General features: G+C 66.6%; 18 protein-coding genes. 11 read left to right on the top strand and 7 right to left on the bottom strand.

Annotated features, from left to right (window positions below; translation table 11 throughout):
• From ABZW74_RS06185 to ABZW74_RS06200, 4 genes are all read left to right on the top strand, one after another.
• Nucleotides 1-1,371, top strand: a 1,371-nt coding sequence (locus ABZW74_RS06185; protein WP_355274936.1) for a succinic semialdehyde dehydrogenase, incomplete at its 5' end; no start/stop codon positions are given.
• Between the two features lie 50 nt (nt 1,372-1,421).
• On the top strand, nt 1,422-2,606 hold the full coding sequence (locus tag ABZW74_RS06190; protein WP_355274939.1) for a CapA family protein: 1,185 nt from the start codon (nt 1,422-1,424) through the stop codon (nt 2,604-2,606).
• 52 nt (nt 2,607-2,658) lie between these two features.
• Nucleotides 2,659-3,858, top strand: a complete 1,200-nt coding sequence (locus ABZW74_RS06195; RefSeq protein ID WP_355274942.1) for a PQQ-dependent sugar dehydrogenase — start codon at nt 2,659-2,661, stop codon at nt 3,856-3,858.
• A 5-nt stretch (nt 3,859-3,863) separates the two neighbouring features.
• Nucleotides 3,864-4,667 (top strand): cyclase family protein, encoded by an 804-nt coding sequence (locus ABZW74_RS06200; RefSeq protein WP_355274945.1) that lies wholly within the window; start codon nt 3,864-3,866, stop codon nt 4,665-4,667.
• Nucleotides 4,668-4,774: 107 nt separating this feature from the next.
• On the opposite strand, the gene ABZW74_RS06205 is transcribed toward ABZW74_RS06200, so the two are convergent.
• Nucleotides 4,775-5,629: an ATP-binding protein gene (locus ABZW74_RS06205; protein ID WP_355274947.1), complete on the bottom strand. Its 855-nt coding sequence runs from the start codon at nt 5,627-5,629 to the stop codon at nt 4,775-4,777.
• A gap of 38 nt (nt 5,630-5,667) precedes the next feature.
• A complete protein-coding gene (locus ABZW74_RS06210) occupies nt 5,668-6,180 on the bottom strand; it encodes a hypothetical protein (RefSeq protein WP_355274949.1) in 513 nt (170 codons plus the stop codon).
• 105 nt (nt 6,181-6,285) lie between these two features.
• On the opposite strand from ABZW74_RS06210, the gene ABZW74_RS06215 reads away from it, so the two are divergent.
• A complete protein-coding gene (locus ABZW74_RS06215) occupies nt 6,286-8,328 on the top strand; it encodes a glycosyltransferase family 39 protein (protein WP_355274952.1) in 2,043 nt (680 codons plus the stop codon).
• 351 nt (nt 8,329-8,679) lie between these two features.
• Here ABZW74_RS06215 and ABZW74_RS06220 read toward each other — a convergent pair whose 3' ends face one another.
• Nucleotides 8,680-9,117 (bottom strand): DUF3224 domain-containing protein, encoded by a 438-nt coding sequence (locus tag ABZW74_RS06220; RefSeq protein ID WP_355274955.1) that lies wholly within the window; start codon nt 9,115-9,117, stop codon nt 8,680-8,682.
• A 77-nt stretch (nt 9,118-9,194) separates the two neighbouring features.
• On the opposite strand from ABZW74_RS06220, the gene ABZW74_RS06225 reads away from it, so the two are divergent.
• Nucleotides 9,195-10,130 (top strand): helix-turn-helix domain-containing protein, encoded by a 936-nt coding sequence (locus ABZW74_RS06225; protein ID WP_240857387.1) that lies wholly within the window; start codon nt 9,195-9,197, stop codon nt 10,128-10,130.
• On the top strand, nt 10,127-11,047 hold the full coding sequence (locus ABZW74_RS06230) for an alpha/beta fold hydrolase (RefSeq protein WP_355274959.1): 921 nt from the start codon (nt 10,127-10,129) through the stop codon (nt 11,045-11,047). Before ABZW74_RS06225 ends, ABZW74_RS06230 begins: the two co-directional genes overlap by 4 nt.
• Here the strand turns inward: ABZW74_RS06230 and ABZW74_RS06235 are convergent.
• Complete coding sequence (locus ABZW74_RS06235) at nt 10,979-11,527, bottom strand: histone H1-like repetitive region-containing protein (RefSeq protein ID WP_355274962.1); 549 nt, start codon at nt 11,525-11,527, stop codon at nt 10,979-10,981. The genes ABZW74_RS06230 and ABZW74_RS06235 overlap by 69 nt on opposite strands.
• 57 nt (nt 11,528-11,584) lie before the next feature.
• Complete coding sequence (locus tag ABZW74_RS06240) at nt 11,585-12,277, bottom strand: DUF6474 family protein (protein ID WP_355274965.1); 693 nt, start codon at nt 12,275-12,277, stop codon at nt 11,585-11,587.
• 88 nt (nt 12,278-12,365) lie between these two features.
• Between ABZW74_RS06240 and ABZW74_RS06245 the strand changes: the two genes are divergently transcribed.
• Nucleotides 12,366-14,093, top strand: a complete 1,728-nt coding sequence (locus ABZW74_RS06245) for a TM0106 family RecB-like putative nuclease (RefSeq protein WP_240857383.1) — start codon at nt 12,366-12,368, stop codon at nt 14,091-14,093.
• Here ABZW74_RS06245 and ABZW74_RS06250 read toward each other — a convergent pair.
• Complete coding sequence (locus tag ABZW74_RS06250; RefSeq protein ID WP_355274968.1) at nt 14,025-15,008, bottom strand: hypothetical protein; 984 nt, start codon at nt 15,006-15,008, stop codon at nt 14,025-14,027. The genes ABZW74_RS06245 and ABZW74_RS06250 overlap by 69 nt on opposite strands.
• Before the next feature lie 294 nt (nt 15,009-15,302).
• On the opposite strand from ABZW74_RS06250, the gene ABZW74_RS06255 reads away from it, so the two are divergent.
• From ABZW74_RS06255 to ABZW74_RS06265, 3 genes are read left to right on the top strand one after another with little or no spacing between them, the layout of a single operon-like run.
• Nucleotides 15,303-15,854, top strand: coding sequence for an XRE family transcriptional regulator (locus ABZW74_RS06255; protein WP_355275049.1), 552 nt, complete (start codon nt 15,303-15,305; stop codon nt 15,852-15,854).
• A gap of 27 nt (nt 15,855-15,881) precedes the next feature.
• Nucleotides 15,882-16,394: a hypothetical protein gene (locus ABZW74_RS06260; protein WP_355274971.1), complete on the top strand. Its 513-nt coding sequence runs from the start codon at nt 15,882-15,884 to the stop codon at nt 16,392-16,394.
• Nucleotides 16,385-17,503, top strand: coding sequence for an MAB_1171c family putative transporter (locus tag ABZW74_RS06265; RefSeq protein ID WP_240857380.1), 1,119 nt, complete (start codon nt 16,385-16,387; stop codon nt 17,501-17,503). The genes ABZW74_RS06260 and ABZW74_RS06265 overlap by 10 nt, the downstream gene beginning before the upstream one ends.
• A gap of 120 nt (nt 17,504-17,623) precedes the next feature.
• On the opposite strand, the gene ABZW74_RS06270 is transcribed toward ABZW74_RS06265, so the two are convergent.
• Entirely contained in the window at nt 17,624-18,385 is a 762-nt protein-coding gene (locus tag ABZW74_RS06270) for an SDR family NAD(P)-dependent oxidoreductase (RefSeq protein WP_240857379.1), read from the bottom strand.
• Nucleotides 18,386-18,421 lie beyond the last annotated feature (36 nt).

The raw sequence follows: 18,421 nt of genomic DNA on the forward strand, positions 1-18,421 counted from the left end.
GGGTGGGCCAAGCGCACCCCGGCGCAGCGTGCGGAGGTGCTCGCCGCCTTCTCCGAGCTGGTCTACGCCAACGCGCAGGAGCTGATGGACATCGCGCAGGCCGAGACCGGCAAGGCGCGGACCTACGCCCAGGAAGAGGTGCTCGACGTCGCGCTGACCGCGCGGCACTACGCGACCGCAGGGCCCAAGCTGCTGGCCGACCGTAAGGTCAAGGGCATGCTTCCCGGCGCCACCAGCGTCCGGGTGCGCTACCAGCCCAAGGGCGTGGTCGGGGTGATCTCCCCGTGGAATTACCCGCTGACGCTGGCCGCCTCCGACGCGGTGGCCGCGCTCCTCGCAGGCAACGCCGTGGTGATCAAGCCCGACAGCCAGACCCCGTACTGCGCGCTCGCGGTGGCCGAACTGCTCTATCGAGCCGGCCTGCCACAGGAACTCTTCGCCGTTGTTCCGGGTCCGGGAAGTGTTGTGGGACAAGCGATTGTCGCGCAGACCGACTATGTGATGTTCACCGGATCGTCGGCGACCGGGGCAACGCTGGCGCAGCAGGCGGGCGCTCGGCTCATCGGCTTCTCCGCGGAACTCGGCGGCAAGAATCCGATGATCATCACCGCCGGCGCCAAGATCGCCGACGCCGTGCAGGGCGCGGCGCGCGCGTGCTACTCGAACTCGGGTCAGTTGTGCATCTCCATCGAGCGGATCTACGTCGACAAGGCGATCGCCGACGAATTCACCGACCGGTTCGCGGCGTACGTGTCGGCCATGAAGCTGTCGGCCAGCTACGACTTCACCGCCGACATGGGATCGCTGGCGTCGGCCGCGCAGGTCGAGACCGCGGAGGCGCATGTCGCCGACGCCGTCGCCAAGGGCGCCAAGCTGCTCGCCGGCGGCAAGCGCCGCGCCGACCTCGGTCCGTTCTTCTACGAGCCGACCGTGCTCGCCGACGTCACCGACGAGATGACCTGCTACGGCGAGGAGACCTTCGGGCCGGTGGTGTCGATCTATCCGGTCGACTCCTCCGACGAGGCGATCAAACTCGCCAACGCGACCCGCTACGGCCTCAACGCCAGCGTCTTCGCCGGTAGCAGCGCCGAGGCCAACGCCATCGCCGACCAACTGCGGGCCGGGACGGTCAACATCAACGAGGGCTACGCCGCGGCGTGGGCGTCGACCGCGGCGCCGATGGGTGGCATGGGTATCTCCGGCATGGGCCGACGCCACGGCGAGGAAGGTCTGCTCAAGTACACCGAGCCGCAGACCATCGCCGAGCAACGGTTCCTCGGTATCGACCGGATGCCGGTGGTGCCGCAGAGCATCTATCGGGCCATCACCCCGGCCTTCGTACGTGGATTGAAGTACCTGCCCGGTCGCTGAGATCGGCCGCCCGATCAGCGCGTTCCGGGTGCATCGTGTTGGATGCAAGGGTGTCGCGTCGGTCGTGGGGTCTCGTGGGTGGTTGCGCCCTGACGGTGGTTGCCGTCGTCGGGCTCGCTGCGTCGTCGTCAATCGTTCCGCTCGGGGTGTCGCCCGCTGCGGTGGTGGCCGCTGAGAAGGCGCCGCCGCCTGCTCCCGTGGTTGCCGACCTGGTGCTGAGCTTCACCGGCGACAACATCCTCGGCACCGACGACAAGTTCTCCACCGCGTCGAGCCTGCCGACCCTCTGGCAGGAGAGCGGCCGCAAGCCCGACTACTTCTTCCGCAACGTCCGCCCGTACTTCGACGCCGACGATCTCACCGTCGCCAACTTCGAAGTGGCGCTGACGAAGTGGCCGGAGAAGCGGTACAAGGGCGAGGGCGAGGTGTACCACTTCCACGGTGAGGCCGCGCTCGCGAAGACGTTGCCCGCCGGTGGGATCGACGTCGTCACCGTCGCCAACAACCACACCTTCGACTATGGGCAGCGCGGATTCGACGACACGCTCGCCGCGCTGCGCGCCGCCGGGATCGGGTACTTCGGTGCCGGCGAGGAGAGCGAGGGGTCGGATTACGACATGTCGCTGCTGCGCACGGTCAAGGGCGTCACAATCGGCTTCGTCGGGTACCAGACGTGGACCGATTCCGACGCGGTCGTCGCGAAGATCCGACGCGACTTCGCGCGGCTGCGGGCCGCGGGAGCCGACGTGGTGATCCCGTTCTTCCACTGGGGCATCGAATCCCAACACACGCCGTATGAGGTGCAGACCCGGTTGGCGCACATCGCGATCGACGCCGGCGCTGCCCTGGTGGTCGGCACGCACCCGCATGTGATCCAGTCGATGGAGATCTACCGCGGCAAGCTCATCGCCTACTCGTTCGGCAACTTCGCCTTCGGCGGCAATTCCAACCCGACTGACAAGCGCACCTTCATCCTGCAGGCGCGCTTGCACACCGTCGACGGCGAGGTGCGATCCGTCGACTATCGGGTGATCCCGACGCGGGTGTCGCGGACCGAGAGCTACAACGACTACGTCCCGACGCCCTACCGCGGCGACGAGAAACAGCAGGTCCTGGCCTTCATCAACGGGTTGTCGCCGACGTTGGCCGGTCGTGCCGCGGATGCGTTCGTCCCTGTCGTGCCGCCCCGGCCGCGCCTGCCGAAGGCGACGCTGCAAGCGCGGCCCGCTGGTTGAGGGTGGTCGAAACCCTTCCCGATGCCGTACCCGGGGCATTAGCGTTGCCCCCATGACTCCCAGCAGAATTCGACGCAAACGGATCGCCATCGCCTGTGCCGTCGCAGCAGTGGCCACCGCGATGACGCCCTGGACTGCCCCGCACGCCGACGCGGCACCACGCCTGCAGGTGACCACGTTGGCCTCGAATCTGAACATCCCGTGGGATGTGGAGGCCGCCCCGGACGGGACCGCGCTGCTGACGCAACGGGCGGGTGGATTCGTCGCGGTACGGCCCGACGGTCGGAAGATCTCCGTCGCCGCCGATCTGTCGCGAGTCTTCGCTGTCAAGGAGTCGGGTGTCATGGGACTCGCCCTTGATCCTGGCTTCGCCCAGAACCGGCGGTTCTACACCTGCCAGGCCGAGGTGACCCGGCCCGGTGCCCCATCGATCCCGGGTGAGCTCGCGAATCTGCCTCTGCCATGGCCCAATACGGGACAGGTCGTGAATATCGTCGCGTGGCGGATCAGCGGGGACTGGATTCGCGCGACTCGGGAGCGCACCGTGCTGTCGGGAATCCCGGTCAACGCGTCGGGGCGGCACGCGGGTTGTGGACTGACCGCGTCGGGCAGGTCACTGTGGATCGGTACCGGCGACAACGCCATAGCCGGTAACCCACAGAGCTGGAACTCACTGGGCGGCAAGGTGTTACACGTCAATCTGAATGGCACTGCCGCAGCGGGGAATCCGAATCCGCGCAGCCCGATCTACAGCTTGGGGCACCGCAACGTGCAGGGCGTCGCGGTGCAGCCCGGCACCGGACGCGTGTACGCGATCGAGCAGGGCACCGACCGCGACGACGAACTGAATCTGCTGCGCTCCGGCGGCAACTACGGCTACCGGCCCGACCGCGCACCCGTCATCTACGACGAGTCGGTGCCGATGACCGATCCCGTCCGCGTTCCGGGCGCGATCGGGGCGGTGTGGCGTTCAGGGTCGTCGACGATCGCCACACCCGATGCGACGTTCCTGCCGTCGACCGGGTGGGGCCCGTTCAGCGGTGGCCTGGTGATCTCGGCGTTGAAGGGCAAGCGTCTCGTGTTCGTGCGGTTGTCCGCGGATGGTCGTCGGACGGTGTCGGTGGTCGAGGCCCTGCAGGAACGATACGGTCGGCTGCGCGCGGTGGCCGTGGCCCGCGATGGGTCGCTGCTGGTGACCACCAGCAACGGCGGCAGCGCCGACAAACTGTTGCGCGTGCGTTGGGTGGGCTGACGCGGATGTGCGACGACTCGGTGGTCCGTCACGCACATGACGAAGCCCGACGACTGTCTCGCCGACAAGCACTCCGTGTGGCGGCCGGGGTCGCGACCGGCGTGTCGGCAGCAGCGGTTGCGGGGAGCGCGGTCGGGTCACCGGCGATGGGTGTGCCGGCCGGGCGTGTGGTGGACCTGACGCATGTGCTGTCACCGTCATTCCCGAGGTGGCCCGGCAATGCTCCGTTCGCGTCGGTGCCGACATCGCGTGTCGGCGCGAGCAATTCGGGGTACGCGACCAACTGGGTGTCGTTCGCCGAGCACTCCGGCACGCATGTGGATGCGCCGGCGCACAAGATCGGAACCGGGATCACCGTCGATCGGATCGACCCGGCCGACCTGGTGGCGCCGCTGGTGGTGGTGAGCATCGCCGGTCGGGCACGACGAGATCCACGGACCGTGCTCACCGAGGCCGATCTGGTGGCATTCGAGAAACGGCATGGTCGAATCCCGCGGGGCTCACTCGTCGCGCTGCACACCGGCTGGCAGCCGCGGACCGGCGGGGCCGACGCCGCGGGCTTCTCCGGTGCGGCCGTGCGAATGCTTGTGGCCGAGCGAGCCGTGGTCGCGATCGGCACCGACACCCTCAGCGTCGACATCCGTGACGCCACCGCCGCGCACACCGCCATCCTCGGTTCCGGTCGGTACGCGGTGGAGGCGCTCGCCAACCTGACCGCGGTGCCGGCGGTCGGGGCGACGGTCGTGGTCGGGGCACCACGGTTCGCCGGCGGGACCGGCGGACCTGCGCGGGTGCTTGCATTGGGCTGAAGCCGTCGCACAGTTTGGGAAGTGGTTTCCTCGCCGGGGTTCAGAGTCGTCCTCGAGAAAATTGGCGGTGACGACTCCAAGGGTAGTGGACGAGTTCTCTTACCCTGCTATTTGTGTTGACTACGACGCACATAGTGCGCACCGCGCTTTTCTCCTCGTAGGTCGAGTTCTCCGGCGTCGGTGAGTCGTTTGAGGACCGTACGAGCTTGACCAGGGCTGAGATGGCAGAGTTCTGCGGTCTTCGCCCTGGTGATGCTGCCGAACTTATCGACATACGACAGGACCATGTGTTCCTGCTGTATCGGGTCGGTGTCTTGGAGCCGCACGTATTCACTGGATTGAGCCAGGCGGTAGAACGCTGCGGTGAGGTGGTGCCTTCTGTTGCGTCCGGGTCCGCGCGACTCGACGAGCCCCATCTCGATGAGCCGCGCAAGGTGTGTGCGGATGGTCGATTCGCTCTCCGTCAGTGCAGCCACAAGCTCGCCTGTCGTCTCTGGCCGCATCACCTTGAGTTCGTGCAGGATCTGAAGTTGGGGGAGGAGAAGGACGCGATTGTTGCGCTCTTCGTACTCCAGAACAAACCGTGCGATCTCCAGGTCGGCGTCGCTGGTACTGATACTCACGACTACGGCGTGCTCGTTGGTTGCCGAGTAGTCGGGTGCGCCACGGCCATTTCGTAGCAATTGGACATACATCTCCCTGATGCCGCGACCCGCGCGGTCGACGATTCCGGCGCGCTTGAATGCCTCTGCCAATATCGGGCTGCGTGGCTTCGAATCGTCAAGGAAGTTGCGGAGAGTGATACCGGGTGGGAAGCCGCCGGGACTTGCAACGCGGAGCGCGATGTCGCTGAGTTGTACTGCAACAGGCCCGTTCTCTGAATAGTCCCGATGAACGAGCGCATTGACGATCGATTCGCGAATGGTTGATGCAGGTACCCGGGGTACACCGAACCGATGCAATCCGATGATCAGTTCCTGTTCTGAGTTCCGAACGTTGATCAGGTCGAAAGCCGCTCAGCCATCCGGAACAGAGGCAGCCGAAGGGTTTCGTTGGCGCTGATGGTTGTCCCTCGAAGCTCCTGGAAGACGGCGTCGGCCGTCGGTACGAAGCGTTCAAGTGCCGGGATCGACGCAAACAACAGGATTGCGCCCAGGGTGAGAGCGTTGTCCTGCTCTGGGAGAACCAGGCGGAGGCTTCGGAGGATCTCTACGTTGCTCAGTTCTGCGAGTGCTCGGTCACCTTTCCCGGTCGAACAGAGGTGTCGGAACCGGTCGAACTCAGCTTCGTCGAGATCATCGAGCACGGCACCTCTCGCCGGGGTTGCGGCGTAGTCGCGGCCCTGTGCTGTCAGGCCGACCGAGAGCATTTCGTGAAGCGGGTACGCGACGCATTCAGGCTTGCCGTCCAGACGCAAGGATCGCCCCATATAGCGTCCGCTCTTCGAGCCGACGGGAACCGAGGCCTTGGGTACATCAATGACACCGACTGGGCGTTCATCGATCGTGAGCACATCGACGGTGGTTCTTTGGCTCACAGACTTCTCCCAGCGTCCCCCCAGCCCTGGGGGAGTCCGAGGCTCCACTCTGGACGCAACGATCCCAGAGAAGGAGCAACGATGACCGCAGTATTGGAGCGGACGCAGACGCCACCCGAGGTGGCGCCGCCGTCCGCCGACGACAGGCCGGACGGCCGCTCGCGCCTGATGCGCTGGAGCCCATTCGCCTTGACCGGCCTGCTGATCAGCACCGCCGTGCTCTATCTGTGGAACCTGTCGGCGAGCGGCTATGCCAACACCTTCTACGCCGCCGCCGCGTGGGCGGGTTCGGAGAGTTGGAAGGCGTGGCTGTTCGGTGCGCTGGACCCCGCGAACTTCATCACGGTCGACAAACCGCCGGCGTCGCTGTGGGTGACCGGCCTGTCGGTCCGCCTGTTCGGCATGAACAGCTGGGCCGTGCTGGTGCCGCAAGCTCTGATGGGTGTCGCAGCGGTTGCACTCGTGTACTGCGCGATGCGACGCACCTTCGCCGATCCGAAGCTGGGTACCGCTGCGGGCCTCATCGCCGGTGTGATTCTGGCGTTCACGCCTGCTGCCGCGCTGATGTTCCGCTTCAACAACCCCGACGCTCTGCTCGTCCTGCTGATGGTCGCCGCGGGCTACGCGCTCACCCGGGCCATCGCGACGAACTCTGGTCGTTGGCTGGCGCTGGTGGGCGTTGCCCTGGGCTTCGCTTTCCTGACCAAGATGCTGCAGGGCCTGCTGGTGCTGCCCGCCTTCGCGCTGGCCTACCTGCTGTTCGCCAACAACGGCTGGCTCAAGCGCATCGGCCATCTGGTCATGGCCGGTGTCGCACTGGTGGTGTCGGCGGGCTGGTTCGTGGTGGTGACCATGCTGGTCCCCGCGTCGTCGCGGCCCTACATCGGCGGCTCGACCGACAACACCTTCATGGATCTGGTGTGGGGCTACAACGGAGTCGGACGCATCAGCGGCGGCAACGGACCCGGCGGCGGTGGTCAGGCCGGCGGATCGTTCGGCGGCGAGACCGGCCTGTCCCGGCTCTTCAGTTCCGAGATGGGCAACGAGATCTCGTGGTTGCTCCCGGTCGCACTGCTGGCCCTCGCCTTTGCGGTCTACGCGATGATGCGCAGCTTCCCCGGCTTCCGATTCACCGGTCGGGTATCGCGGGTCGAGTCGGGAGCGGTGGTCGCGTGGGGCGGCTGGCTGCTGGTCACCGGACTCATCTTCAGCTTCATGAGCGGCACCATTCACCCGTACTACACGGTGGCGCTTGCTCCGGCGATCGGCGCACTGATCGGTATCGGCGCTGTCATGGCGTGGCGTCGGCGTGACCATTGGGACGGTCGCATCACGCTCGCCGGGATGATCGGGCTCGCCGCATGGTGGTCGATCGTGCTCCTCAACCGCAACGACTTCGGACCGCAATGGTGCCGGTGGCTGATCGGTACCGCGGCTGCGGCGGCGGTGATCGGAATCCTCGTCGGTGCCACCCTCGGCATGCGCAAACTGCTCGCGACCAGCCTGATCGTCGGATCGCTTGCCGGTGCGGGCGGAACGGTCGGCTTCGCCATCGCGACAGCCGCGACCCCGCACAGCGGCTCGATCCCGAACGCGGTGAACACCTCGATCGAGGGCGGCATGGGTGGTCCCGGTGGCGCTCGTGACGGTGGCGCTCGTGACGGGGGCGCTCGTGACGGGGGCCAGGGCGCAATGCCTCCCGGCCAGACGGGTCAGACCCAGACCGGTCAGACCCAGTACGGCCAGACCCAGCCGAGCGCCGACGGTGCAGGTCAGCGCCGTGGGGGTATGGGCGGTCCGGGTGGTGACATGTCGTCGAACACCGAGTTGGTGAACCTACTCAAGGCCACCGACACGACGTGGGCGGCAGCGACCAACGGTTCGCAGTCCGCGGCCGGTATCGAGATCGCCACCGGCACTTCGGTGATGGCGATCGGCGGGTGGAGCGGAGACCCCGCGCCGACACTCGACGAGTTCATCGCCTACGTGAAGGCCGGGAAGATCGGCTACTACATCGGTGGCGGCCAGGGAGGTCCCGGCGGCAATTCCGAGATCGCAACCTGGGTTGCCGAGAACTTCACGGCGACCACGGTCGGCGGGACGACGGTGTACAAACTCACCTGATCACGCTCACGCAGCGAGCCCAGACCACGGCATGGTCTGGGCTCGCTTGCTGTTCGGAACCGACGGTTCAGCAACCCACCCGCCGACGTCGTCGGCGATCGTGGAGGCGGGAAGAGTGTGGTTTCTGGGTTCGCGACACGCCGACGAGCACTCGGACGAGGGTGGTCGTCCGGTCGGGGGGTCGCATATGAAAATGGGGGAAGAAGCTTCGTCCCCTACCCCCGGAGTCCTCCCCTAGAAATTTCTCGGGGACGACTGTGAACCTCGCGGAAGAAACTCTTCCCCTAGATTTTGCTAGCACGACACCGATGCATTTCCCCAGTTCAGAGGCTAAACGCAGTACTCTTCACATCAGTTCAGGTCGTAGTGGAAGGTGATCGGGTACCCGTCGTCGCTGTGCCCGGAGATCTCGATCTCGGCGTAGCCGGTCGCATTGGCGAGGCCTCCGGTGCCCAGCCCGGGAATGATGTCGAGCCGTCCGCGGACCTCCATCCCCGCGTGCTCACCCACACTGCGCAGCACGAGGCTGCCCTCGTGTCCGTCGATCGACCCGTCGAACGCCAGGAACGCCATCGTCGGTGCGCTCGACTCCCGGTTGTAGGCGATGAGCGACGCCTCGACGCCGTGTCCGGACACGTCTCCGTGGTAGTCGTATTCGACGTCGGCGCGGGTGAATCCACGTGCCGGATAGGCGACACCACCCATGTCGATGGTCTCGTCGTCGGCCTGGTGCACAGTTGTCTCGTTCCACGAGCTCACGGTGAATTTGCCGGTGCTGATGTGCGTCATGATGTTCTCCTCTCGGTACTCGACCAGTGTGAAACGGCGAGTTGTGCCGGGTATTGAACAAACGCGACACTGGGATAATGGCGAACGGCCTCGGGCGGGGTGAGCGGGCGATCCTGCATCCGTCGCGGGCCGCGGCGATCGATGTTCGACGGTTCACGCCGCCTCCCGACCTCGCCCACTGGGTCGACTACTTCTGGATCGTGCGGTGGCAGGCCGAGGAACCCCACACGCAAGCGGTAATCCCGCAGCCGGTCATTCATCTGGCTGCAGAGACCAGCCGCGTAATGGTGCACGGTGTCGGCGACAATCGTTTCTCGCGCACCCTCACCGGTACCGGTCATGTCCTGGGTGTGGCGTTGCGGCCGGGCGGATTTCGGCCGATCTTGGGGCGTCCGGTGAACTCGGTGACCCGTTCGGTGACCCCGATCGGCGACCTCCTGGGGTTCGACGACCGACCGCTGGCCCGACGTCTGCTGCGCCGTGATGCGACCGACGAGGACATCGTCGCCGTCGCGGAGGAGTGGTTGCGCGGGCTGCGACCGGAGCGGGATCCGATGGTCGACGCGGTGGCCGGCCTGGTGGCCGCCGCCGAGCACGACCACACCATCACTCGAGCCGACCAGCTCGCCGAGCAGGCCGGGATGAGCCTGCGGACCCTGCAGCGAGTGTTCGGCGACTATGTCGGGATCGGGCCCAAATGGGTCGTCCGGCGGTTCCGTCTGCTCGATGCCGCGGCGGCCGCCAACAGCGGTGCCGACGTGGACTGGGCGACGGTGGCAGCCGACCTCGGCTTCAGCGACCAGGCGCATCTCACGCGGTTGTTCACGGAGGTAGTCGGAACACCTCCGGCGTCCTATCATCGGGGCGAGCGAAGCGACGGGGAATGTGACCGGGGCGAGCGAAGCGACGGGGAATGTGACCGGGGCGAGCGAAGCGACGGGGAATGTGACCGGGGCGAGCGAAGCGACGGGGAATGTGACCGGGTCCAGCGAAACACAGGAGATCAGACGTGACCGGACGCATCACCGAGTATCGCAGGGGCTCATGGACATTCGACGTCGTCGACGAGGGTCCGCTCGACGGCATCCCCATTGTGCTGTTGCATGGGTTTCCGCAGCGGGCGGCGTCCTGGGGCCGTGTGGCACCGCTGCTGCATGCGAAGGGTTTTCGGACCTACGCCCCCGATCAGCGTGGATACTCGCCGCGGGCGCGGCCGCGGCGACGTCGTGACTATCGACAGTCCGAATTGGTCGATGACGTTCTCGCGCTGATCGACGAGATCGGAACGCCCGATGTGCACGTGGTGGGTCATGACTGGGGAGCGATGGTCGCGTGGGCGCTGGCCATCCGGGAACCCGATCGGGTGCGCACGCTGACGACATTGTCGGTGCCGCATCCGGGTGCGTTCCTCGCCGCGATGCCGCGCGGTCAGATCCTCAAGTCCTGGTACATGCTGCTGTTTCAGATCCCGTGGCTGCCCGAGAAGTTGCTCGCCCTCGGTCTCCGGCAACCGGGTGCCGCACGGAAGGCTGGACTGCCCGAATCCGACGACGACCACCTGGCAACCGACATCGTCGCCTACGGGGCGTTGCCGGGAGCGCTGAACTGGTATCGCGCGATGCTGATCCCCGACAAGCGCCTGCGTATGCGACGAGTGCACGTTCCCACGACGTATGTGTGGAGCGACGGCGACGTCGCACTCGGACGTACGGGTGCCCGGCTGTGCGGCTCCTGGGTGGATGCGCCCTACGAGTTCGTCACGCTGCGTCGTGCCTCGCACTGGCTGCCCGAGACCCGGCCGGCCGAGGTGGCGAAGGCAATCATCGACCGCGCGGCCACGGCAGACGAACGTGCGATGCAGTCAGCCGTCGATCTGCCGGCGATGACGCCGACGAAGGACGACGAGGAGCGCGCCGAGCAGGCCGATTAGGGCGGCGACGACGACCGGCGCCGTGCGGTTCGGCGTCGGCAACTCGGTGGGTGCGCCCGATCGCAGCTGGGCGAAGGTTGCGCGCTGGGCATCCGACTCGGCAACCACGTCGACCGGACGCGACGAGACGGTCGGGGTGCTCACCTCGTTCGGCGGATTGGTCACCGCGGGTTGGTCGACTTCTGGTTGGACCCCGTCGGACCGCACTTCTGGCGGCGCGGTCTTCGGGGGAGCCGTCGACGCCGGCCCTGACGGTCCGCCCGCAGCCTTCTTCGCGGGTGCTTTCTTGCCCGGCACCGTTTTGGCAGTGGCCTTCTTGGCCGGCACCTTTTTGGCAGTGGCGTTCTTTGCCGGAGCCTTCTTGGCCGGCACCTTCTTGGCCGCAGCTTTCTTCGCGGGTGCCTTCTTCGCAGGTGCCTTCTTCGCCGGGGTCGCCTCCCCTCGGGGTTCCGGGTTGGCTGGTGGGTCCGGCTCGGTCATCTCGATGCGCTCCTCGCGTCGTTGCTGCGCGGTTGGTGCCGATCCTAGTGGTATGCCTCAGGCCCGGACACCGAGTCGTGCCAGGATATCCGCGTCGATGGCGGCCAGCTCGTCGTCGATGGATTGATGCGCGGTCCGCCGCTGATTCGGCGGCATGGATTCGGCGGCGTCGACCGCGACGGCCAGGTTGTCCAGCCGCGCCGTCATCGCCTTGACGAAGTCGTCGGAGTCGGCGCTGCGGTCGGTCGTGGTGACCTTGTCCAATGCGGTGCGGGTGGTGGCGATCCGGGCCGACAACGTTGCGCCGTGTCCTGAGAACTGCCGCAGCACCTCCGGGGACACGCCGGCCCGACCGGCCTGCAACGCGGTGATTCGACCACGGCCGGCCACCGCGGCGCGATACACGATCGGGACGGCGATCGGGGCCACGATCCGCGCGACGGTCAGGTACCGGCGCACACTCGCCGGGCTCAGCGCCTTCGCGTCGGCAGCGGCCTTGGCCGCGACCTCGATCTTCTTCGCCTCGGCCTTGGCCACCTTGGCCTGGTTCTTGCTGATGTGGTCGGAATTCTTGCGCTGGGCCTTGAGCTCCTTCTTGAAGTACTTGTGCTCGGCCTTGCGTCGATCCTTCTCCGAGCGACGCCGATCCTTGGCCTCGAGCTTCGCTTCGAGCTTCGCCTTGGCCTTGAGTGCTTTTGCCTCCGCCTTGCGTTGCGCGCGGCTCTTACCGTCGGACGAGAACACACCCATTCCAATGACCTTTCACTGCCGGCTCACGTTGCTGGTACAAGCATTACATAGGGTGGAAACGCGCCCGGACAAACGGAAAGAAGGTGCCGTGCCTGCAGTGGTGTTGGCGCCCCGTGATCTCGCCGGATGCGAGCACCGGCTGGCGCTCGACTTCGAGCATCCGGTGCTGGTCGGTGACCGACGCGATGCGCCCGGGGTCCTGCGTCGCAAGGAGGCGGCCGCGTCCCTCCGATCCGCGGTAGGCGAGCTGCTGCGCGGCATCCACAGCGACCACCCCGAGACCTTTGTCGCGATCAGCCCCGACGCCGACGCGGCGGCGCGTGCGCGGGCAACGCTCGACGCCTGCGCCGCCGGGGCGCGATGGATCTGGAACGCCACGCTGCCCGTCGACCTCGAGGCCGGCCGACGCGGACACGCGGAACTGTTGATTGCTCACGGCGACGGCTACGTGCCGGTGATCGTGGTGAATCACCGAGTCACGCAAGCGGCCAAAACTATACTGTCAGAAGAGGTTCGCGCACCATCGCTGGTGACGAGTCCGTTGTGGGTGTGGGCGCCGAACCCGGATCCGTACCGGACGGGTCGCCCCAACCGGCGTGATGCACTGCGTCTTGCGCATCTGGTCGCGATGCTCGACGAACTCGGCTTGGGCTCGACCGCCGACCCTCAGGACGCGGTGGGAGGCGTGATCGGCATGGATGCCGACTGCATTGTGGTCCATGCGGTCGGCCGCACGCTCGATGACTACGGACGCGTCCTGGAACGTCGGAAAAGAATTGCTGCTCAAGCAGTTCCAACTGTCGCGCGGCGAGTCGGAGAATGCCGGTCGTGTCCCTGGTGGGGTCGTTGCGAACCCGAACTCGTCGAGCGCCGCGACGTCAGCCTGGTGGCATCGGGAAATCAGTGGAATGCCCTGGAAGACATCGGAATTCAGACGATAGACCAGCTGGCCCACTACCATGGCGATGCGCCGGACAGGTGGCCGGGCAACGTGCGTTTCGACGATGCGATCGTCAACGCGATCGCTTGGTTGACCGACACCGCGCTGGTCCGACGCGTAGATGAACCGACCGTCGTGCGGGCCGACGTCGAGGTCGACGTCGACATGGAGAGCTTTGGCGAGCACGGCGCGTATCTGTGGGGGACGCTGCTCACCGACAACACCGAACCGGACGTCATGGTGCGGTATCGGCCGTTCGTCACCTGGGATCCGCTGCCCACCACAGACGAGGCGCGTTCGTTCGCCGAGTTCTGGAGTTGGTTGATCGGCGTTCGAGAGGCAGCACACGGGGCAGGGAAAACCTTTGCGGCCTACTGCTATTCGGAGCAGGCGGAGAATCGCTGGCTGTTGGCTTCGGCGGACCGGTTCGCCGGTTCGCCGGGCATTCCGTCGCGCGCCGACGTGGAAGCCTTCATCGCATCACCCGAATGGGTCGACATCTATGCCGCCGTCGGCCGCAACTTCATCTGCCCGAATGGCAAAGGCCTCAAGCGCGTCGCGCCGGTGGCCGGCTTCGCCTGGCGTGACGACGACGCCGGTGGTGAAGCGTCGATGGAGTGGTACAGCGCGGCAGTGGGTCTCGGGCCCGGTCCGGTGGACTTGACCCAACGCGCGCGTCTGCTCGAGTACAACGAGGACGACGTGCGCGCCACAAAGGTGTTGCGGGAGTGGATCACCGACAGAGCGGCCAACGACGTCCCCCACGAACGCGAGCTGCTGGCCTTCCGGGCCGGACCGGACGCGGCGTCAGGCCCGCATGTTGCGGAGAGCGTCGAGGAACGAACCGCTGCCCAGGAGGGCGAGCGCGCCGAGTAGCAACAGCGCCCCGGGGGCGATGCCGATGATGAACCGTCGAATCCCGTCCAGGGTGGCGGGTTGGTCGGACGTCGGCGCGAGGGCCTGGGCCGGGTGGGCGGGGGAATTCGGTGCCGCGGGTTGCTGCTCGTTGGCGACAGGTGCCCGCACGCCCGACGCGGGCACGTTCGGGGGGGCCTGCGGCGCCGCGGCGGCCGGACCTGCCCCGCCGGTGTCATCGGGTCCCCGACCACCGGGAGGTGCGACGGCGATCACCGGACCGGCCGGCTGTCTCGATTCCTGCGGTTTCGACTGCTGGGTTTTCGTCGGTTGTGATCTCGACGGGGTCCGGTCGGCGCCCGGCCCGTCGACCCGGGTCTGGGTGGAGGTGGTCGTTGTCTTGGTTGGCGGGGTCTTGGTTGGCGGGGTGTACGTGTGGCCGCCGGCGTGCCCGCTCGTGGCCGTCGGCGACTCGGCCGTTTCGGTGTCGCTTCCCGATGGACCCGAGGTGTCCGACGGATCGGGCGTCGAACCGGTGGGCTGATGACCGCCTGGTCCGTGGTTGCCGTTGCCGTTGCCGTTGCCGTTGCCGTTGCCGTGCCCGTGTCCGTGGCTGCCGGACCCGGGATTGTGGTGCCCGGGACCACCGGGCCCGTGGTTGCCGGCTCCCCCGGGGTCGTGCGGACCACCAGGCGCGCCCGAGTCGTCGTTACTCCCGTCGCTACCGTCGTCGTCGCTGTTGTTGTTGCTGTTCTCGCTGTTCGAGTCGGAATCGTGATGCCCGGACCCGGCGGGTCCGGGACCGCCGGGCCCCGGTGCCGACGCACCCAGGCCCGCTGCCAGCGTGAGCGCCAGAAGCGCGAACACGGCGATCAGGGCAGCGATGAGCCGCTGTCGCACGCGTGGCGAGCGCGAGGGCTCGGCGCGGTGTGTCATGCGTCCTCCGGCGTAGAATGGCGTCTGTATGTACCTTATGTTCACTTCAGCGTTGTCACGGTGTCACCAAAATGCGGCCATCTTGCAACCGTTCGTCGGCCAAAGTGTGAACAACGCCACACCTTGGATCGTTACACCATTGCGAGAGGTGACACGCATCGGGGCATGCCTTCAGGTACGTTCTGATCGTAACGAGCGTTGCAATCGGGCTGCATTGCGGGCTTTAATGTTTGCAAGTTCAAATTTTGGGTTTTGGAGATTTCTGTGATGACTGCAGGAGGGACGGAGAAGCCGATGGTCGACACCGGCCGCACCGACGCCGATATCGCGGTGTCGAACGACAAGGCTGCACTCGATCCGGGCCTGTTTGCGCGACGTCTGGAAGAGTTGTTTCGGACGGTGCCGGGGCCAAACGGCCGCGCGTACAGCGCGAAGGCGATCGCTCAGCGGTCGACCGAGCGCGGATTCCGGCTCGGAGAGTCGTATCTGAGCCAACTGCGGTCGGGTAAGGCCAAGTCGCCCTCGTTCCGCACCGTCGAGGGCATCGCCGCCGCGTTCGGCGTCGACGTGCACTACTTTCTCGAGGATCGCGCCGCCCAGCGCACTCGCGACGAGATCGATCTGATGCGCCTGCAGGCCGACACCAACGTTCAGCTCGCCGCCTTCCGACTCGCGGGCCTGTCCAGCGACTCGGTGACCGTGGTCAACGAGCTGATCAAGGTCCTGCGCGAGCAGCAGGGTCTGCCCAAGGATCCGCCGGATGTGATCGCGGCTGGACTCACCGACGACGAAGCACTGGCCGATTCTCGGCTGCGTGTGGTGGGCGGGCAACCACACGAGGACTGACCTCATGTGGTGACCCGGGGGGATCCCATGCGTCGGAGCGTTCGTGAGTTGCGCGCACTGTGTCGTAACACGCTGCGCGGTCTCGACCTCGACCTGCCGCTCGACGTCACCCAGTTGTGCGATCGCCACGGCGAACGACGCGGCAGGCCGATCCATCTCGTGGCGCATCCGCTCCCCGTGGGCGCCCCCAACGGCGTCTGGCTGGTCGCCTCGGATGCCGACTACTTCTTTCACCAGGCAAACACCTCCCGGCTGCATCGCGACCAGATCGTCATTCACGAATTCGGGCATCTCATCGCCGGACACCAGGTACTCGGCGACCTGTCCGCGCTGACCGACGCCGGGCCGACGCGCGACGAATCCGAGGCCGCGCTGCGTCACACCTGCTACTCCGACGACCGTGAGTGGGAAGCGGAAATGCTGGCGTCGATGATCCTGAGCTGGGCAGAAGAGGCCGGTGCTGCGGTGGGCACAACGGCAACACACGACGGTTTACGAGGGCTGCAGAAACTCTTCGGCGGCCATCGTGGATGGTTGTAGGTGTGTCGGTCAGCATCGGTGTCGTCAACGTCGTCGCGTTGGTGGTCTTCGCGGTGGCTTTTTGCTGGCGACTCGACCAGATCCGTCGTCAGGGTTGGGGGCTGCAGCCGCTGGCCATGACGATCGCGATCACCGCGCTCACGCTGGCATTTGTGGTGTCGGAGTCGTCGGTTGCCGCAGCGCTCGACGCGGCGCTCTTCACGGGTGCCTCTCGAGTGGTCTTCTACGCTCTGCTCGCGCTCGGGGTTGCCGCCCTCGTTGTGGTGTTCTTCTTCCCGGGGCAGCTGTCGCGGGAACGCCGCGCGGGTATGGAGGCGCTGCCGCTCGTGGTGGCGTTGATCGGGCTGCAGGTCACGATGCTGGTGATCCCGGTGGAGATCCGCACCGCGTCGATGAGCGAGTGGACGGCGAAGAGCTGGAGTTTCGCGGTATTCTTCCTCATCGCGAGTGGCTACCTCGCGTATGGCTTCATCGCCTGTGTCCGCAACGTGCGGAAGTTCTTTCTGGAGGCCGACGGTTATCTGCGGGTGTCGCTGGGCCTGCTCGTCGTCGGCCTGGGTCTTCTGGCGCTGGGCTCGCTGGTGCAGATCGTCTTCGTGATCGGCTCGGCCGCGGGATTCCTCCGCGTGCCCTGGCTGCTGAGTACGAGCGGGGTGCTCGCGGTCCTCGGCGTGGTCGCGTTCCTGGTCGGCGTCAGCTATCCGATGGTCTATGCGAAAGTGCAGTCGACTCTGGCCAACCGTCGTCGGAGACGCGTCGACACCGAACTCCTGCCGCTGTGGCGACTACTGACCGACGCGGTACCCGAGGTGGTGCTACCCGACACCGGACAGATGACCCCCACCACCCGCGTGCATCGTCGAGTGGTCGAGATCAGGGATGCGCTGACCCAGATAAGTCCCTGTCTGCCAAGGGCTTTCGAGTATGCGGAGCCGGCGGTGCAGGCGCGGATGCTCCGGGGCGCGATCACCACCTACACCACGGAGCCGGTGAGCGGCGCGGTGCGTGACGTCGTGCCCGACGAGGGTGTGGGGCTGGAAGACGACGCCGCACCCCTCGTCCGACTCTCGCAAGCACTCGCCGACGACGCGATGGATCTGGCGAGATAGCCACCGCCACTCCCGTCGGTTATCTGTACGCCTCAACCCGACCAAGTGCACTATGTACTTGGCCAGCCTCCCAGGTACAGATTTCCGGAGGTCGCTGCAGTGGTCACCCAACTCCCCGAATCAGCGCGGCGCCATCCGGATGGCACCGTCCATCCGGATGGTCTCGCCGTTGAGGTAGTTGTGCGTCACGATGAACTCCGCCAGCTGCGCGTACTCGTCGGGCTCGCCCAGACGCTGCGGGAAGGGGATGGCCTCGGCCAGCGTCTTCTGGAACTCCGGCGTCACCCCGGCGAGCATGGGGGTGCTGATGGTGCCGGGAGCGATGGTGCACACTCGCACGCCGATCCGGGCCAGGTCGCGGGCAGCGGAGATGGTCATCGCGTGCACGCCACCCTTCGACGCGGCGTAGGCGATCTGCCCGATCTGGCCCTCGAACGCGGCCACCGATGCCGTGTTGATGATCACGCCGCGCTGGCCGTCACCGTCGATCGGGGACTCCTCCTGCATGCGGTTGGCCGCCAGGCGCAGGACGTTGAAGGTGCCGACCAGGTTGATGTTGATGATCTTCTGGAAGAGATCGAGTTCATGCGGACCCTGCTTGCCCAGGATGCGGGCCGCCCAGCCGACGCCCGCGCAGTTGACCGCGACGCGCAGCGGTGCGCCCGACTCGGCGATCGTGTCGATGGCGCCCTGGACGTCGGATTCGCTGGTGACGTCGGCGGCGATCAGGGTGACACCGCCGACGGGTGCCGCCTTGTCGATGGAGGCCTGCAGGTCGAGGCCGAAGACCTGTGCGCCGGCAGCGGCGAATCGTCGTGCGGTAGCGGCACCGAGGCCGGAAGCACCACCGGTCACCAAGACGGATGAACCCGAAACGTCCATGTTTCTACGCGTCCTTTCGAGACGATGAGACCGGAA

The sequence above is a fragment of the Gordonia sp. NPDC003585 genome, from assembly GCF_040610755.1.
Taxonomy (GTDB): Bacteria; Actinomycetota; Actinomycetes; order Mycobacteriales; family Mycobacteriaceae; genus Gordonia.

Excerpts from the sequence above, each read along its gene's own strand:
- ABZW74_RS06235 (WP_355274962.1), bottom strand. The coding sequence starts at position 11,527 with ATGACCGAGCCGGACCCACCAGCCAACCCGGAACCCCGAGGGGAGGCG.
- ABZW74_RS06265 (WP_240857380.1), top strand. The coding sequence starts at position 16,385 with ATGGTTGTAGGTGTGTCGGTCAGCATCGGTGTCGTCAACGTCGTCGCG.
- ABZW74_RS06240 (WP_355274965.1), bottom strand. The coding sequence starts at position 12,277 with ATGGGTGTGTTCTCGTCCGACGGTAAGAGCCGCGCGCAACGCAAGGCG.
- ABZW74_RS06260 (WP_355274971.1), top strand. The coding sequence starts at position 15,882 with ATGCGTCGGAGCGTTCGTGAGTTGCGCGCACTGTGTCGTAACACGCTG.
- ABZW74_RS06270 (WP_240857379.1), bottom strand. The coding sequence starts at position 18,385 with ATGGACGTTTCGGGTTCATCCGTCTTGGTGACCGGTGGTGCTTCCGGC.
- ABZW74_RS06200 (WP_355274945.1), top strand. The coding sequence starts at position 3,864 with ATGTGCGACGACTCGGTGGTCCGTCACGCACATGACGAAGCCCGACGA.
- ABZW74_RS06195 (WP_355274942.1), top strand. The coding sequence starts at position 2,659 with ATGACTCCCAGCAGAATTCGACGCAAACGGATCGCCATCGCCTGTGCC.
- ABZW74_RS06220 (WP_355274955.1), bottom strand. The coding sequence starts at position 9,117 with ATGACGCACATCAGCACCGGCAAATTCACCGTGAGCTCGTGGAACGAG.
- ABZW74_RS06215 (WP_355274952.1), top strand. The coding sequence starts at position 6,286 with ATGACCGCAGTATTGGAGCGGACGCAGACGCCACCCGAGGTGGCGCCG.
- ABZW74_RS06255 (WP_355275049.1), top strand. The coding sequence starts at position 15,303 with ATGGTCGACACCGGCCGCACCGACGCCGATATCGCGGTGTCGAACGAC.
- ABZW74_RS06225 (WP_240857387.1), top strand. The coding sequence starts at position 9,195 with ATGGCGAACGGCCTCGGGCGGGGTGAGCGGGCGATCCTGCATCCGTCG.
- ABZW74_RS06250 (WP_355274968.1), bottom strand. The coding sequence starts at position 15,008 with ATGACACACCGCGCCGAGCCCTCGCGCTCGCCACGCGTGCGACAGCGG.